Origin of the sequence: Kitasatospora sp. NPDC001261 (assembly GCF_042896795.1) — a bacterium.
Classification (GTDB): domain Bacteria; phylum Actinomycetota; class Actinomycetes; order Streptomycetales; family Streptomycetaceae; genus Kitasatospora.
In genome coordinates, this window is sequence record NZ_JBIAXP010000006.1 from 353,863 (window position 1) to 368,943 (window position 15,081).

Below are 15,081 nucleotides of genomic sequence, written 5' to 3' on the forward strand. Positions count from 1 at the left end.
CACCCCCTTCCCACCTGCTCACAGGAGCCCGATGCCCTCGCGCGCCCTCCTCACCTCCTACCGGCGGCTGTTCGCGGCCCCCGGTGCCGTCGCCTTCACCCTGACCGGACTGCTCGGCCGGCTGGCGCTGTCGATGAACGGCGTCGCACTGGTGGTGCTGCTCTCCGAACGGCGCGGCTCGTACGGGCTGGCCGGGGCGGTCTCGGCGACCGGGCTGGTCACCGGCGCGATCGGGATGCCGCTGATCGGACGGCTGGTGGACCGGTACGGGCAGGCGCGGGTGACGGTACCGGCCGCGCTGTACAACGCCGTTCCGCTGACCGGCCTGCTGCTCTGCGTCCGGCTCGGCGCACCCGACTGGACGCTCCTCCTCTGCTCCGCGGCCTGGGCGGCGGCACCCAACCTCGGCGGCATGGCCCGCTCCCGCTGGGCGCACCTGCACCGGGACGACCCGGCCGCCCGGCACCTGGCCAACTCCTTCGAGCAGGCGCTGGACGAACTCTGCTTCATGGCCGGACCGGTGCTCGCGATGGTGCTCTGCACCACGTTCGCCCCGGAGGCCGGACTGGTCACCGCCGGCGCCCTCGGCACCGCCGGCGCCCTGCTGTTCGCCGCCCAGCGGCGCACCGAACCGCCGCTGCCGCCGCCCGTCTCGGCCGGCTCTGTCGGCTCGGCCGACTCGGCCGGCTCCCCGCTGCGGGTGCCCGGGCTGCGGGTGCTGGTGCTGACCTTCCTGGCGACCGGCATGGTCTTCGGCGCGACCGAGATCACCACCGTGGCGTACGCCGACGCGCTCGGCCACAAGGCGTCGGCCGGCCTGCTGCTGGCCCTGGTCGCGGCCGGCTCCTGCCTGGCGGGGCTGCTGTTCGGACTGCTGGCCCCGCGTCGGGCGCCGGGCCAGCGCTTCCTGCTCGGCGCCACGGCGATGGTCGCGGTGCTGCTGCTGCCGCTCGCCGCCGGACTGGGCGGGGCCGGTCTCGGACTGCTCGGCGTGGCGCTGTTCGCGGCCGGCACCGCCACCGCGCCGACCATGGTGACGGGAATGACGCTGGTCCAGGAGCTGCTGCCGCGGCGGCAGTTCAACGAGGGGATGGCGATGGCGGTGTCCGGCATCGTGGTCGGCATCTCGGCGGGGGCGGCGCTCGCCGGGGCGGTCGCCGAGCGGGCCGCTCCGGGCACCGGCTACGCCCTGCCCGCCGCGGCCGCCGGGCTCGCGCTGCTGATCGCGCTGGCGGGGCGGCGGCACCTGGCGACGCCGGGGACGGCGACGACCGGCGGCGCCTCGGGCCCCGGCTCGGACGGTGCGGCGGGTACGGCGGCCTCGGCGGGTTCGGCTGCGGCGGATAATTCCGAGCGGATTGTCAGTGCCTCCCTCTAACGTCGAGGCATGGAGGAAATCACCTACGTCCGAGGCGATGCCACCACGCCGCACGGCAAGGGCGTGAAGGTGATCGCGCACGTCTGCAACGACCTCGGCGGCTGGGGCAAGGGCTTCGTGCTCGCGCTCTCCAGACGCTGGCCCGAGCCGGAGGCGGCGTACCGGCGCTGGCACCGGGAGCGGGCGACGAACGACTTCGGGCTCGGCGCCGTCCAGCTGGTGCAGGTCGATCCGCACGTCTGGGTGGCCAACCTGGTCGGCCAGCGCGGCATCCGGACGGGGCGCTCCACCGGGGTGCCCGTGCGGTACGAGGCGATCGACACCGGGCTGGACGCGCTGGGCGGGCACGCGCTCCGGCTCGGCGCCTCCGTCCACATGCCGCGGATCGGCTGCGGTCTGGCGGGCGGGCGCTGGGAGCGGGTCGAGCCGCTGGTCACCGCCCGGCTGACGGACCGGGGCGTCCCGGTGACGGTCTACGACTTCGACTGACCGGGCCGCTCCGGCGCCGCTTCCACGTCCACCGATCCGTTCCTACTGATCCGTTCCCATCGGTCCGTTCCTACCGGTCCGCCGGCTCCGGCCGGTCGGCCCCGGTCGCCACGCGCTCGGCCGGCCAGGCGTACACGTACTCGGGCAGCAGGAATCCGCCGGGGAACTCCCCCTCCTGCGCCCGGACCCGCTCAGCACCCTCGCGCTCGTAGAAGGCGATCGCGCGGGTGTTGTCCCGCAGCACCTCCAGGGAGAGTGCGGCCCCGGGGTGCCGCTCGGCGACATGGGCGCGGCCCGCGGTCAGCAGCTCGCGGCCGATGCCGCCACCGTTCAGGCCGGGGCGCACGTGCAGGTTGTCGATCAGCACCCCGCCGTCCGGCTGCGGGACGAGGTAGATGAACCCGACCACCGCACCGGCCCGTTCGGCGATCAGGAGCTCGGGCGTGTTCTCCGGCTCCCCGTAGTCGGCGTCCAGGCGCAGTTCCCACAGCTCGCGCCGCTGGGCCGCCATCCCGTCGCCCAGCCCCTCCGCCGGGACGATCCCCCGGTAGGTGGTGCGCCAGCTGTGGGCGTGCAGCTCGGCGACGGCCTCGGCGTCCCGCACTCCGCCGCGCCGAATGACGATCTGTCCTGAACTGATCATGTGACCAGCCTCCCACAGAGATGGAGTTGAACATGTTCAACCGAAGCGTCTACAGTTCCACTCAGCTTTTGAACGCGTTCGAAATTCAGGGGGTCATCGTGGTACCGGGTGCGGAGGGGGCATCCGGTGCCACGAACACCGACACCGGATGGAACGTCGTCTCCGGCTAGGCTCGTCCTCGTGGACGACCTGGCAGCGACGAACCGAACGGACGGCGGGAACGGCACGGCCGGGGCTCCGGCCGTGCCCGGACCGGAGGGCGGCCCCGCACCGGAGGGCGGGCCCCTGCCCGGCGGCCGGGCCCAGCCGAAGACCGACAAGAGTGAGGCGACCCGTGCCCTGATCCTGGAGACGGCCATGCGGCTGTTCCAGGAACGGGGCTACGAGAAGACCACCATGCGCGCCATCGCCACCGAGGCCGGCGTCTCGGTGGGCAACGCCTACTACTACTTCTCGGCGAAGGAATTCCTGATCCAGGGGTTCTACGACCGGATGACCTACGAGCACGCGGCCGACGCCAGGCGCCGGATGGCCCACACCCGGGACTTCTCCGAGCGGCTGCGGATCGCGCTGGACTCCTGGCTCGACACGGCCGCGCCGTACCACGAGTTCTCCGCGCAGTTCTTCCGCACCGCCGCCGACCCGACCAGCTCGCTGAGCCCGTTCTCCAACGAGTCCCACCCGGCCCGGGCGACGGCGGTCGAGCTGTTCCGCGACGTCCTCCAGGGCTCGGAGCTGGCGCCCAAGCTGGACGCCGAACTGGTCGAGCTGCTGCCGGACGTGCTCTGGCTCTACCTGATGATCGTGGTGCTGTACTGGGTCTTCGACCGCACCCCGGACACCGAGCGGACCAGGGAGTTCGTCCGGCGCTCGACGCCGCTCGCGGCGCGGATGATCAACCTGTCCCGCTACCGGGTCTTCCGGCCGATCGTCCGCGACGCCAAGGGCCTGATCCAGGACTTCATCCTGCCCACCATCGGCAAGGCGGCGGTCAAGTAGCACCCGCCCCGGCCACGGACGGAACGCTCCGGCCGGGCACTCCCCCACCGGGAGTGCCCGGCCGGATGCGTTCGGGGGCCCGCCCTCCATGTCCTGACTCATCGTCAATCGCCCCTCCCTCGCCGGATCGAGACGGCCCGGGATTCGATGTGGCCGAAGATCATTCACCCGTTCGAGGGATGGAAACGCCCACCGCAGCGATCTAGCGTGAACATGTAAATCCGACAGGAAGACAAGGAGATCAGTTCACATGCGTTCCCTGGCCTCGACTCTCAAGTCCCGTATGGCTCCCGTGGTGTTGCTCGCCGCCTGCACGACGGCCCTGGCCGCGCCCCACGCGGTGGCGGCCCCGAACTCGGTGGCACCGGGCTCCACCGCCGTCGACCTCTGGGTGCAGAACGCCGAAGGCATGGGCGCGGTCAAGGGCACGCTGTCCTGGAACGGCGAGGGCGGATACTCCTTCACGGGAACCGCCGACGCGACCTGCGACGGCCCCACCAGGGTCACCACGTGGCTCGAGTACGGAGGCGCCAGCCAGAGCTGGAAGCAGTCCAACGAGGCGGACTGCAAGAAGTCGCCGCACGTCGCCGACGTGAAGGTCTCCGGGACCTTGAACAAGGGCGAGAAGCTGGAACTGCGCGTCAGCTCGTGGCGCGCCGTGCTGCTCGACTCCTACCGGGCGAGCAGCAAGCAGGTCTACACCATCTCCTGAGCCCCGCGCGGCTGTTGCGTCCGCCGCCATGCCGGAGGGCCGGCCCGCGAACGGGTCGGCCTCCGGCGTGTGCGCGGGATCAGAACTCGGTCGGCGTCCAGGCCCGCAGCGGGGTGCGCAGCAGCAGGTCGGCGGCGGCGGCCGCGCCCGGGCGCAGTTCGGTGAGCAGGGCGGCCGCGGCCAGCCTCGACGCCGTCTCCGCGCCCAGGTAGAGCGAGCCCAACTCCGAGGCGCCGAGCGCGAGGTCGGCGTCGTCCGTGGTCCGGACGCAGCGGCCGGTGCCGTCCTCGGCCGTCTCCAGCGCCCAACGGCCGGAGGCGTAGCCGAGCCTGTCGTCGACCTCCAGCACCACCCGGCCGGGGGCGCCGTAGCTCCGGGCGCCGAACGCGGCCTCGACGTCCAGCACCCGCAGCCACACGAGGTCCCCGTTGTCCTCGTGCGGGGTGGCCGCGCGCGGGTCCTGGAGCAGCAGCGGCAGCGGGTCGTCCGGGGCGAGCTTGGGCACCTCGACCCGGGACACCCAGTCGACCGACAGCACCAGGCGCCACAGCTCGACGGCGGTGGGCAGGTCGAGGGCGATGAACTCGCTCACGGTGAGCTTGCAGTCGGGGTAGGCGCCGTCCCACTTGTTGGCGATCCGGTAGAGCACCAGGCCGGTGACCTCGCCCGCGGCGTCCCGGTGGACGGCGGCGAAGGGCTCCTTGAACTCGTCGCCCGGCGCCCGCACCTCACCGGAGGTGCGCTCCCACCAGAGCGTGTCGCGCTCGATCGCCCCCGGCTGGGTGCGCCGCCAGCGCTCGTGCAGGTCTGCTCCCAGCTCGCGCAGCTCCGCCATGGTCACGAAGTCGGTCCGGCCGCCGGGGACGCCCGGCAGGCCCTCGCGCAGACCGCGGGTGCGGCGCAGCTCGATGTTCCAGCCGGCGCCCTGGGTGGCCGGGCCGAAGCCGAAGCGGCCGTAGATGTTGTACTCGGCGGCGGCCAGGATCGCGACCGCGCTGCCGCGCTCGGCGGCGGCCGCGAGGTCCCGCCGCATCATCGCGCTGAGCAGGCCGCGGCGGCGGTGGGTGGCGGTGACCGCGACGTTGGTGATGGCGTCGGCCGGCACGACGGCCCCGCCCGGGACGGTCAGTTCGGTGTCGAAGCTGCGGAAGGTGGCGATCTGGCGCTCGCCGTCGAAGCCGGCCAGCATCCGGCCGGGCTCCCAGTAGCGGCGGCGCAGGTCCTCCGCGACGGCCACCTCGGGGCGCAGGAAGCCGAAGTTGAGCGCCCGGTTCCACTCCGCGACCTCGTCCACCGAGACGGCCCGGACCTGGAGCCCGCTCACGGTGTCGACGGCCGCGTGATCGTTGCTGTTGCCCATGGGGCCACCGTACGGCGGCCTTTCGGGGGCGGCATCCGATTTATTCCGTGCGCGACCCGGTGTGCTCGCCCGGCACCACCACCCAGTGGTTGGTCCGCAGGACGCGGTCCGCGAAGTCCAGGTCCCGCTCGCCGAGCAGCCGGAAGCCGAGCGCCCGGCAGATCCCGTTGGACGGCCCGTTGGACGTCCCCGGGTTGGCGTGCACCTCGCCCCAGCGGCCGTCCTCGGCGGCGGCGTCCAGCACCAGGCGGACGGCCGCCTTGGCGAGGCCGCGGCCCTGGTACTCGGGCAGCACCATCCAGCCGATCTCGGAGACCGGCACGCCGTCCTCCTCGTCCGACCAGAGCGTGACGACGCCCGCGGCCTCGTCGCCCCCGGCGCCGTCCGGCACGATCATCCTGATCCAGGCGCCGTCCGCGGCCACCTCGGCCAGGTCCTTGCGCAGCCGCGCCTCCACCTTCTCCCGGGGCAGCGGCCCGCCCAGCTCGGCCATCATCACCGGGTCGCACCGCATCCGGACGTACGCCTCGACGTCCCCCGCCCGAACATCCCGCAGCCGCATGACGCCTCCTCAGTGCCGGTCCGGCGGCCACGCTAGCGCGACCCGCCGACAGTGGCGCCCCGGCGGCCCGACCTGGCATCCTCGTGCCGGTTCAGGCACAAACGATCCGTTTTCGGGGGGAACCATGGAGGACCAGTACGTCCGCCGGCTGAAGGACTACGAGAGCTGGTCGCTGGCGGCGAAGCTGGTCGGCGGGCTGACCGTGGCCGGCTGGCTCTGGGCGCTGTGGCTGGTCTTCCTCCCGGCCGCGGGGATCTGCGGTACACCGGCCTTCTACGAGCCGACCGGCTTCCACATGGCGGAGGCCTGCGACTCCGAGATGATCGGCCGGATCGGTGGCGCGCTCGCCGTGTTCCTCGTGTCGATCCCGTTCGCCGCCGCCTGGGGCTGGACCGTCGTGCGGCTGCGCGACAGCCGCCAGGCCCTGGCCGACCTGGCCGACCGGTAGCCCGCCGGAGCGGCGGCCTTCGTGACGGCCTTCACGGCGGTCCTCGTGGCGTCCACCACGGGCGGCGCCCGCCGGAGTTGACTGGTCGGCGATCCCCGCGCCCCGAGGAGGCCGCCACCGCCATGGCCACGTACGTGATCACTCCGGAGGTGGCCCTCCACCTGGTCCGGGACGGGGCCGCGGCCCCCGCTGGGCACCAGCTGCCGGCCCCGACCCTGCTGCGCTCGCAGCTGCTGTCGCTCCTCTACGGGGCCGTCCGGCGCGGCGAGTTGGCCGAGCGGGACGCCGAACGCGCGCTCGACGCGGTGCGGGCGCTGCGGATCCGGCTGCTCGGCGACCGCGTCCTGCAGGCCACCGCCTGGCGGATCGCCGAGCGGCTCGGCCTGCCGGACACCCTGGACGCCGAGTACCTCGCGCTGACCCGGCTCCAGGCGGACGCCCTGGTCACCCTCGACCCCGGCCTCGTGGCCGCCGCCGAGGGGGTGGTGCCGACCGCCCCCGTCGAGGTGCTGACCGCCGCTCGCCGGCCCGGGGGTCAGGGGCGGGCGTAGAAGTTCGGGGTGCCCATGATCCAGAGGCTGGCCTGCTTGACCGGCATGCCGGCCCGCGGGGCCTCGATCATCTGGTCGTCGCCGATGTAGAGCCCGACGTGGTAGATGTCGGCGGCGCGGCCGGTGTCGGTCCAGAAGACCAGGTCGCCCGGGCGCAGCTGGCGGTAGCCGATCGGGGTGCTCTGGGCGTACTGGTCGGCGGCGAAGTGGTTGAGCTGCCGGCCGCCCTCGCGCCAGGCCATCATCGTCAGCCCGGAGCAGTCGTAGCCGCCCGGGCCCTCGCCGCCCCAGACGTAGGGCAGGCCGATCTTGGACTTGGCGAAGGCGATGGCGGCGGCCGCGCCCTCGGCGGACCACGGACGGGCGGGGGGCGGGGCCTGGGCCCTGGCAGCGGCGGCCGCCGCCGCTGCCTCTGCCGCCGCCGCGGCCTCGGCTTCCCGGGCGGCCTGTTCGGCGGCGGCGCGGGCGGCGGCCTCGGCCTCGCGGGCGGCGATCGCCTCCAGGGCCTCGCGGCGCCGGCGTTCCAGCTCGACGGTGGTGTTCCGGGCGGCGGCCAGTTCGACGAGCAGCTGCTCGCGGCGCTGCCCGGCGGCGGCCACCTCGCTCTGCTGGGCGGCCAGCCGCTGTTCGGCCCGGGCCTTGGCCGCGCCGACCTCGGCGGCGGCCTTCCCGGCGGCCCCGGTGGCGGCCCGGGCCTCGGCGGAGGCGCGGCGGGCGGCGGCGGCCGTGGAGGTGGCGGCGTCCAGGATCTGCCGGGTGCGTTCGCTGACCTGGCCGACCGCGGCGGCGCGCTCGCCCGCCTCGCGCGGGCCGTGGGCGCCGAGCAGGGCGTTGAGGGCGGACAGTTCGGCGCCCGCGCCCTGCCGGTAGGTCTCGGCCGCGAGCCGGGCCGCGTCCTCGGCGGCGGCCACCCGCTCGGTCTCGGCGGCCGCGGCGCGCTGTGCGGCGGCGGCCTCCTCGGCGCGGGCCCGGGCGAGGGCGAGCTGGGCGCCGTTGTAGGCCTCGACGGCCTGTTCGGCGGTGCGCCCGGCCCGGTCCAGCTCGGCCCGGGCGGCGGTGAGGGCGGCCTCCAGGGCGGCGGCCGAGGAGGCCTTGCGCTCGGCCTCGGTCCGGGCCCGGTCGATCTCCTCGGTGGTCGGGTACGGCTCCTCGTCGCCGGGCCGGCCGACCGCCGGTACACCCGTGACGGGTTCGCCGAGCGCGGGGGCGGTCTGGGCGGCGGGGAGCAGTCCGAGCAGTGCGGTGAGGGACAACAGGAGGGTCGGCAGGAGCCTGCGAGCCACGCGACATCATCCCTTCTGACGGGTCCGGAGGGGACGGCGTCGGACGGTGCGCGGCATCGGGGCGGGCGGGCGACGGCCCGGCGGCCCGGTGGTGGCGGGGAGTCCGATGAATCATCCCATCACGTGACAGAACGGTCACATGACGCTCATGTTCTCAATTCCGGCAGGCTTCACACCTGGAAAAGTGCTCCGCCGGTCGGGTGACGATCAGATGATCTGACCAAATGTCGGCTCCGACCGGGCGCCCGAGGCGGGCCGAGCAGGGCGGACGAGAGCGGGCGGCGGCCAGGGCGGGCTACCGGCCGATCCGGCGGGTGTGCGTCCGCAGCCTGGGGTGCCGCGCGGGCCGGCTCTCCAGCCCGGTCGGACCAACGGCGAAGGCCCGGCTGCGCCCCGCCCGAACCGTACGGCGACGCTGCTGCGCCAGGCGGGAGCGGTCCGGACCGGGCCCGACCGCCGGGTCCGCCGCACCCGGGGCCCGCCCCGCCGTCCCGGCGGCGGCCGCCGAGCGACGGTCGGCCAGGCGGGCCTGACGGCGGGCCAGCGCCCGGGCGGCGTGCGCGTCGAGGTGGGCGCTGGCCCGGGCGGCCATCCGCTCGGCCACCCGGTGCGCGGCCGGGTGGTTGGCGGGCACCTTGTCGGGGGCCCCGGCGATCAGGTCGAAGAGCCAGGTGCGGGCCCGGTCCGCGCGCCGGTGCAGCAGGCGCTCACGCCGCAGCGCACGCGCCCGGCGCCGGGGGCGCGTGGCGTACCGCCAGCGGGCCCAGGGGCTGCTCGGGCGGGCCAGCCGGATCGCCCCGATCCAGGACAGGCCGGGGACCATGATCCCGAGCAGGCCGGTCCACACCTTGCCCTTGAGCAGGGTGACCACCGAGGCCAGCGAGTTCACCGAGATGATCGTGATCAGCCCCCACCTGGTCTCCTCGCCGGGCACCACGCCGAGCGGCACGTACCCGACCAGCAGCAGGGAGGTGAACAGGATGCCGAAGATCACCGCGTCCACCGACTTGCGGCCCTGTTCGCTCCAGTACACGTCGTCCAGGTGCAGGATCAGCGCGAACTCGTCCAGCACCAGGCCGCAGCCGATGCCGAAGGCCAGCCCGAACCAGTCGATCCACGGGTGCCCGCCGTAGGTGGCGAACACCCCGATGCCGCCGAGCAGCAGGAAGCCCAGGCCGAACACCATGTGGTGGATGTGCAGGCCGCCCGGGGTCACGTTGCCCGGCCACCAGCGCACCTGGGCGCGGATCATCCGGACGCTGAACCGGATGAAGACGAAGGAGGTGATGAATCCGACCAGCAGCAGGAACAGCGGTTGCTTGTGCGCGGCGACGATGTGCTCGCGGTAGCCGTCCAGCAGTGTCGTCATGGGTCTTACCTTCGTTCCTGGTCCTGCGTCCTGCCTGCCGTGACGTGGCCCGGGGCCCACGTCTCCCCCAACACCGGGTCGCCGTCCGGTCAGAAGCCCCGGGTGCGCTTGGCCGCCCGGCGGGGCATGACCGGGTAGAGCGACGGGCGCTCGGCGCCGACCGGCAGCTTCAGGAACAGCCGGGCGATCTCCCCGCCGAGGTTCACCCCGACCGCCAGCGCCATCGCGATCGCCGCCGCCCGGAAGACCGACACCAGACCGGCGCTGGAGTGCCCCTGGGCGAAGGCGAGCATCCCGAGGTAGAGCGCCGAACCGGGCATCAGCGGGCCGATCGCGGCGGTCACGTACGGCAGCGCCGAACCGTTGCGGTAGCGCGCCATCAGCTGTCCGAACAGGCCGACCAGGCCGGCCGCCACACCGGTCGCCGCGATCGGGTTGACGCCCGCGTTGTACACCAGCGCGCCGTAGCTGGCCCAGCCGATGCCGCTGTTGACGGTGACGAGGGCCAGGGTGCGGCGGTCGGTCTGGAGCAGCGTGGCGAAGGCCAGGGTCAGCAGCATCGCGGCGACCATCTGGACCGGCGGGTAGTTGACGCCCACCAGGCTCTCGTCCGGGCGCAGGTTCGCCTCGAAGCCGACCCCCAGGTAGAGGATCACCATCACCCCGATCACGATGCCCGCGACCAGGTAGACCACTTCCAGCAGACGGGCCGCGGCGGTGATGTAGAAGCCGGTCAGGCCGTCCTGCACGGCGGCGACCAGGGCGCGCCCGGGCAGCAGGGCGAACAGGCCACCGGTGATCACGACCGAGCCGCGCAGGCCCCAGTCGTTGAGCGACAGGATGATGCCGGAGGCCGCGGCCGGCATCGCGGCCGCCACGAACTGGTAGAACTCCGGCAGCCGGCGCTTGGCCAGGGCGGAGGCCAGCCGGTCGCCGAGGACGGCCGCGACGAAGGCGCTCGCGAACACCAGCCAGGCCTTGTCGTCGATCTTCCCGCCGACCAGGAAGGTCGCCGCGCCGGCCAGCAGGCCGGTGGTCAGGGCGAGGAACCAGGCCGGGTACGGGTGCCGGTTGCGGCGCATCGCCGCGAGCCGGCGGTAGGCGTCGTTGACCGTCACCTGCTCCGCGGTGATGTCCGCGACCAGCGCGTACACCGCGTCGAGCCGGGTGTAGTCGGAGGTGCGGCGACGCACCACGCGGTCGGCGGTGACCGGCGGCTCGACCAGCGAGGGCTGGTACGAGATGCCGATCAGGGTGAAGGTGACCTGCGGCTCGCAGCGGTCCAGCCGGTAGGCGTGCGCGATGCCGAGCATCGCCGCCTCGACGTCCTCGGCGGCCTCGCCGCTGGCCAGCAGCAGCTCGCCGATGCGCAGCGTCAGGTCGAGGATGCGCGGGACGTTGCGGGTGACGGCCGCGGAGGGGTGCATCTCGCGGGCGGTGCGCTCGAAGGCGGGGCGCTCGGACATCGGGGTGCGCAGCAGGGTGCGCATCCGGTCCGGCCAGGGCGCCTCGCCGGGGGCGCCGGGGGTCAGGTCCGGGACCGGGATGCCGGTGGGCGGGGTGTAGCCGGCCGCCCGCCACTCCTCGGGGGTGAGGGTGTCCTCGGCGACCGAGCGGCGGCGGACCGGGCGCTCGTCCTCGACCCGCCCGGCCTCGACCCGCCCGGCCACGGACGCGGGCACCGGCTCGGACACCCGCTCGGGCTCCGGGGCCAGCAGGCCCCTGGTCTCCGGGACGGGCGGCACGAGCGGCACGACGGTGGTGGGCTCGACCACCGGGGCGGGGTGGCCGAGCAGGCCCTCGGTGGGCGGGGCGTCGGCGGGGTGCACCGGCTTCGGGGACGCCTGCCGCGGCTGTCGGGCCGCCCGGCCTCCCCTCGCCCGCTTGCCCGCACCCGGTCGGCCCCGCTTAGGCACTTCCACTCCTTGCCGCCCCTGGCGGCCGCCGGCCACCGCTCGATCTCGGGTTACACCTTGCCTGATCGAACAGCCCGACGCACATGTACGCGGCGTCCCGTGGCCGGAGCGGCGGACGCCTACCCGGCGCGGTGCCGGTCGGCGGCGGCCGCACCGGAGCGGCGTGCCCGCAGCAGCTCGACCGCCACCGGGATCACCGAGACCAGCACGATGCCGACCAGGATGGCCTCGATGTTGTCCCGGACGAACGGGATCTGCCCCAGGAAGTAGCCGAGCACGGTGACCCCGCCGCCCCACAGCACGCCGCCGACCAGGTTGAACACCACGAAGCCGCGGTAGTTCATCCTGCTCACCCCGGCCACGATCGGGGTGAAGGTGCGCACGATCGGCACGAAGCGGGCCAGCACGATCGCCTTGGGCCCGTGCCGGTCGAAGAAGGCGGCGGCCTTCTCCACGTTCTCCTGCTTGAAGACCCGGGAGTCGGGGCGGCGGAACAGGCTCGGGCCGACCTTGCGGCCGAAGAGGTAGCCGACCTGGTCCCCGGCCACCGCGGCGACCACGATCAGCGCGCAGACCAGCCAGAGCGGCTGGTGCAGGTAGGTGCCGCCGGCCACCAGCAGGCCGGTGGTGAACAGCAGCGAGTCACCCGGCAGGAAGAAGCCGATCAGCAGGCCGGACTCGGCGAAGACGATGGCCAGGATGCCGATCAGGCCGAAGGTGGAGATCAGGGTGGTCGGATCGAGCCAGGACGGGCCGAGGGCGAGGCTGGTCACGGTGCGGGCACTCCGAAGGTCGGGTCTTGGCAATGGAATGGTAAAGCATTGACAAAGACTCGGGGCGGCACCGGATGGTTCCCGTCGGACGGACGGACGCGGCGCGGGCAGGGAGCGGGCCGCACGCGGTGAGAGCCCGGGAACGCGTGCGGCCCCGGCGGGGGCCCGGGAGGGCCGGCCCGCCGGGGCCGTACGGTCGGGGGCGGTCAGAGCCCGTAGCGCTCGACCGTCTCCTCGTGCCGGGCGAGGTCCGCGCCGGCCGCCTTGGCCAGCTCCGGCCAGGCGAGCGGGTGCGCCCAGCCGCCGGTCAGCCGCAGCAGCAGGGCGTCGGCCTCGGCGGCCGAGGCGGTCGGCGGCACGCCGAGGGCCGCGTAGACGCCGGGCAGGGTGTCGCCGCCCTCCGCCGGGTCGGTGATCCGGTACTCGTCGCCGCTGTACACCCAGACCGCGCACCCGGCCTCGTGCAGCTCCTCGCGCAGCGCCGACCACGGCTCGTCGCCGGGCCAGCCGCCGTCGATCCAGTACGTGGTGTACCCGGCCGGGTCGAGCAGGGTGAGCAGCTCGAACACCGGGCGCCAGCGCTGCCGCTCCTCCTCGGGGGCGTCCTCGGCCGGCGGGCGCTCCAGCAGGGCCGGGGCGAAGACCACCACGTCGCCGTGGTTGAGCGTCAGGTCGTCGCCGAGCACCGGCAGGATGCGGGCGGTGGCCGGGCCCGTCCGGAGCGCGGGCAGGTCGGACGTCGCGCCGTTGGTGCGGGTGGCGCGGACGGTGACCAGCTGCCACTCCTCGTCCACCGGGCCCTCGGGCTCGTCGAACTCGATGTCGAGCAGCGCGCCGGTGGAGCGGACCACGGCCCAGTCCCGGTTGGCGGTGGCGGCGGTGATCAGGTGCCAGAGGTCCGGCTCCTGGACCGTCCGGTGGCCGTCCTCCTCCTCGGCGGCGCCGTCGGCCGGCGCCGCGCGCTCCAGCAGCTCCAGGTACATCCGCTGGGCGGTGGCGTGGTCGCCCAGTTCGGTGGCGGCGTGGGCGGCGAGGCGGCGGGTGTTGAGCACCTCGTCGTCCAGCGCCAGGATCTCCTGGCACCGCTCCAGCGCCTCGGCCCAGCGGCCCTCGGCGGCGGCCCAGCGGGCCCGTATCCAGTGCCCGTCGGCCGGGGCGGTGACGGCCACCCGGTCGGCGAGGCGGCGGATGCCCTCGGCGTCCCGGGCGTCGATCAGCATCTCGCCGAGCGCGCCGGTCAGCTCGCGGTCGGCCGGGTCGTCCTCCAGGTGCCGCCACAGCAGGTCGGCCGCGGCGCGGGCGTGGCCGAGGCCGCCCAGCACGGTGGCCAGGAGCACCGCCAGTTCGGTGGCGCCGGCCTGCTCACCCCGGTACCGGTCCAGGGCGACGGAGAGCAGGTCGGCGCCGGTCTCGTAGGGCACCCCGACCTCGGCCAGGTGCGCCGTCAGCTCGCCCGGCGGGACGGGCAGCTCGGGCTCCGGCAGTGCCTCGGCGGCCGCGCGCAGGGCCGCGACCTGCTCCGACACGCCGTCGGTGCGCCGCAGCCGGGTGAGCTTGCGCTCTCCGGTCGCGGCGAGGGTCAGGGCCACCGTGCGGGCGCCGCGGGCGAGCGCGAGCCGGCCCGCCGCCAGCAGCAGGTCCACGCAGGGGCGGTGCGCGCCGACGCCGTCCAGGTAGCCGACCCAGCCGGCCAGGACGGCGCCCAGCTCGGCGTCGTTCTCCCGGGCGCCGGCCGCGACCAGCAGCTCGGCCGTCTCCGCCCAGGTGCCGCGCAGGTCGGCGTGGCGTTCGGCCTCGGCCCGCTCGGGCAGCAGGGCGAGCGACTCCTCGGTACGGCCGAGCGCGGCGAGCGCGCGGGCCCGCAGCAGGGCGCCCCAGCGCTGGTCCCGCTCGTCCAGCCGGCGCCCCTGCGTCTGCTCGGCCCGCTCGGCCGTCGCCAGCAGCTCCAGCACCTCCTCGTGCCGGCCCAGCAGGTGCAGGGTGCCGGCCCGGGCCTGGTGGAAGCGGAGCGAGACCGGCTGGCCGGCCGCCCGCATCCGGTTGGCCGCGGAGTCCAGGTGGTCCAGCGCCTCGGCCGCCCGGCCGTCGTCCTCCAGGGCGTCGGAGTACTCGCGGGAGAGGCAGTCGTAGCAGGCCCGGTCGGGCTCGATCCGGTCGAGCGTCTCGCCGACCACGGCGAGGCGCTCGGCCACGTACCCCGGCCCGTCGACCCGGGCGTGGCAGATCGCGAAGTCCTGCACCACGCAGACGGACTGCGGGCAGCCCTCGGTGTCCTCCCGGTGGGCGAACTCCAGCAGGTCGACCGCCTCGGGCAGCACCGCCTCGCCCTGCTGGCGCTTGTTCAGCAGGTTCTGCATCCGCCAGTGCCGCAGGTAGACCTCGACCCAGGGCAGGCCGAGCGCCCGGGCGGCGGCCACCGCCTCCGGGTAGAGCGCGTCCAGCTGCTCGTTGCGCCCCTCGGTGGCGTGCTCGGGCAGCTCGACGATGGCGTCGGCCAGCCGGTGGTGGCCGGCCTCGGCCAGCTGCCGGTGGGTGTCCCGCACCCAGGCCCAGATGTCGGTGGTCATGGCTGTTCCCCCTGCGTCGTGCTGATGAGTT

General features: G+C 74.6%; 14 protein-coding genes. 6 read left to right on the forward strand and 8 right to left on the reverse strand.

Annotated elements, in window-relative coordinates; translation table 11 throughout:
* Window positions 1-31: 31 nt before the first annotated feature.
* Window positions 32-1,378, forward strand: coding sequence for an MFS transporter (locus ACFY4B_RS11230; RefSeq protein WP_387967268.1), 1,347 nt, complete (start codon window positions 32-34; stop codon window positions 1,376-1,378).
* A gap of 9 nt (window positions 1,379-1,387) precedes the next feature.
* Window positions 1,388-1,867 (forward strand): macro domain-containing protein, encoded by a 480-nt coding sequence (locus ACFY4B_RS11235; protein WP_074001740.1) that lies wholly within the window; start codon window positions 1,388-1,390, stop codon window positions 1,865-1,867.
* Window positions 1,868-1,937: 70 nt separating this feature from the next.
* Here the strand turns inward: ACFY4B_RS11235 and ACFY4B_RS11240 are convergent, their stop codons facing one another.
* The gene (locus tag ACFY4B_RS11240) at window positions 1,938-2,510 is read right to left on the reverse strand and encodes a GNAT family N-acetyltransferase (protein ID WP_107086613.1); all 573 of its coding nucleotides are present in this window, start codon (window positions 2,508-2,510) and stop codon (window positions 1,938-1,940) included.
* Window positions 2,511-2,690: 180 nt separating this feature from the next.
* Here ACFY4B_RS11240 and ACFY4B_RS11245 point away from each other — a divergent pair, with 180 nt between their 5' ends.
* Complete coding sequence (locus tag ACFY4B_RS11245; protein ID WP_234348640.1) at window positions 2,691-3,509, forward strand: TetR/AcrR family transcriptional regulator; 819 nt, start codon at window positions 2,691-2,693, stop codon at window positions 3,507-3,509.
* 250 nt (window positions 3,510-3,759) lie between these two features.
* Window positions 3,760-4,221, forward strand: coding sequence for a hypothetical protein (locus ACFY4B_RS11250; protein WP_387967272.1), 462 nt, complete (start codon window positions 3,760-3,762; stop codon window positions 4,219-4,221).
* Window positions 4,222-4,300: 79 nt separating this feature from the next.
* On the opposite strand, the gene ACFY4B_RS11255 is transcribed toward ACFY4B_RS11250, so the two are convergent.
* Window positions 4,301-5,581 carry a GNAT family N-acetyltransferase gene (locus ACFY4B_RS11255; protein WP_049658674.1) on the reverse strand — a complete coding sequence of 427 codons (1,281 nt, stop codon included), beginning with the start codon at window positions 5,579-5,581 and terminating at the stop codon, window positions 4,301-4,303.
* Between the two features lie 40 nt (window positions 5,582-5,621).
* Entirely contained in the window at window positions 5,622-6,143 is a 522-nt protein-coding gene (locus tag ACFY4B_RS11260) for a GNAT family N-acetyltransferase (RefSeq protein WP_380780832.1), read from the reverse strand.
* Between the two features lie 124 nt (window positions 6,144-6,267).
* Here ACFY4B_RS11260 and ACFY4B_RS11265 point away from each other — a divergent pair, with 124 nt between their 5' ends.
* Together ACFY4B_RS11265 and ACFY4B_RS11270 are read left to right on the forward strand one after the other, a co-directional pair.
* Window positions 6,268-6,591 carry a hypothetical protein gene (locus ACFY4B_RS11265; RefSeq protein WP_117488445.1) on the forward strand — a complete coding sequence of 108 codons (324 nt, stop codon included), beginning with the start codon at window positions 6,268-6,270 and terminating at the stop codon, window positions 6,589-6,591.
* 122 nt (window positions 6,592-6,713) lie between these two features.
* Window positions 6,714-7,142 (forward strand): type II toxin-antitoxin system VapC family toxin, encoded by a 429-nt coding sequence (locus ACFY4B_RS11270; RefSeq protein WP_387967275.1) that lies wholly within the window; start codon window positions 6,714-6,716, stop codon window positions 7,140-7,142.
* On the opposite strand, the gene ACFY4B_RS11275 is transcribed toward ACFY4B_RS11270, so the two are convergent.
* The 5 genes from ACFY4B_RS11275 to ACFY4B_RS11295 form a co-directional block, all read right to left on the reverse strand.
* Window positions 7,127-8,425, reverse strand: coding sequence for a C40 family peptidase (locus ACFY4B_RS11275; RefSeq protein ID WP_387967277.1), 1,299 nt, complete (start codon window positions 8,423-8,425; stop codon window positions 7,127-7,129). The two genes, ACFY4B_RS11270 and ACFY4B_RS11275, sit on opposite strands and share 16 nt — an antisense overlap.
* A 295-nt stretch (window positions 8,426-8,720) precedes the next feature.
* The gene (locus tag ACFY4B_RS11280; RefSeq protein WP_181970613.1) at window positions 8,721-9,794 is read right to left on the reverse strand and encodes a hypothetical protein; all 1,074 of its coding nucleotides are present in this window, start codon (window positions 9,792-9,794) and stop codon (window positions 8,721-8,723) included.
* An 89-nt stretch (window positions 9,795-9,883) separates the two neighbouring features.
* Window positions 9,884-11,710: a threonine/serine exporter family protein gene (locus tag ACFY4B_RS11285; RefSeq protein WP_387967279.1), complete on the reverse strand. Its 1,827-nt coding sequence runs from the start codon at window positions 11,708-11,710 to the stop codon at window positions 9,884-9,886.
* Between the two features lie 119 nt (window positions 11,711-11,829).
* Window positions 11,830-12,483, reverse strand: coding sequence for a DedA family protein (locus ACFY4B_RS11290; RefSeq protein WP_049659017.1), 654 nt, complete (start codon window positions 12,481-12,483; stop codon window positions 11,830-11,832).
* Between the two features lie 206 nt (window positions 12,484-12,689).
* Complete coding sequence (locus ACFY4B_RS11295; RefSeq protein WP_387967281.1) at window positions 12,690-15,050, reverse strand: hypothetical protein; 2,361 nt, start codon at window positions 15,048-15,050, stop codon at window positions 12,690-12,692.
* Window positions 15,051-15,081: the final 31 nt, after the last annotated feature.

Excerpts from the sequence above, each read along its gene's own strand:
- ACFY4B_RS11230 (WP_387967268.1), top strand. The coding sequence starts at position 32 with ATGCCCTCGCGCGCCCTCCTCACCTCCTACCGGCGGCTGTTCGCGGCC.
- ACFY4B_RS11235 (WP_074001740.1), top strand. The coding sequence starts at position 1,388 with ATGGAGGAAATCACCTACGTCCGAGGCGATGCCACCACGCCGCACGGC.
- ACFY4B_RS11240 (WP_107086613.1), bottom strand. The coding sequence starts at position 2,510 with ATGATCAGTTCAGGACAGATCGTCATTCGGCGCGGCGGAGTGCGGGAC.
- ACFY4B_RS11250 (WP_387967272.1), top strand. The coding sequence starts at position 3,760 with ATGCGTTCCCTGGCCTCGACTCTCAAGTCCCGTATGGCTCCCGTGGTG.
- ACFY4B_RS11255 (WP_049658674.1), bottom strand. The coding sequence starts at position 5,581 with ATGGGCAACAGCAACGATCACGCGGCCGTCGACACCGTGAGCGGGCTC.
- ACFY4B_RS11260 (WP_380780832.1), bottom strand. The coding sequence starts at position 6,143 with ATGCGGCTGCGGGATGTTCGGGCGGGGGACGTCGAGGCGTACGTCCGG.
- ACFY4B_RS11265 (WP_117488445.1), top strand. The coding sequence starts at position 6,268 with ATGGAGGACCAGTACGTCCGCCGGCTGAAGGACTACGAGAGCTGGTCG.
- ACFY4B_RS11270 (WP_387967275.1), top strand. The coding sequence starts at position 6,714 with ATGGCCACGTACGTGATCACTCCGGAGGTGGCCCTCCACCTGGTCCGG.
- ACFY4B_RS11280 (WP_181970613.1), bottom strand. The coding sequence starts at position 9,794 with ATGACGACACTGCTGGACGGCTACCGCGAGCACATCGTCGCCGCGCAC.
- ACFY4B_RS11295 (WP_387967281.1), bottom strand. The coding sequence starts at position 15,050 with ATGACCACCGACATCTGGGCCTGGGTGCGGGACACCCACCGGCAGCTG.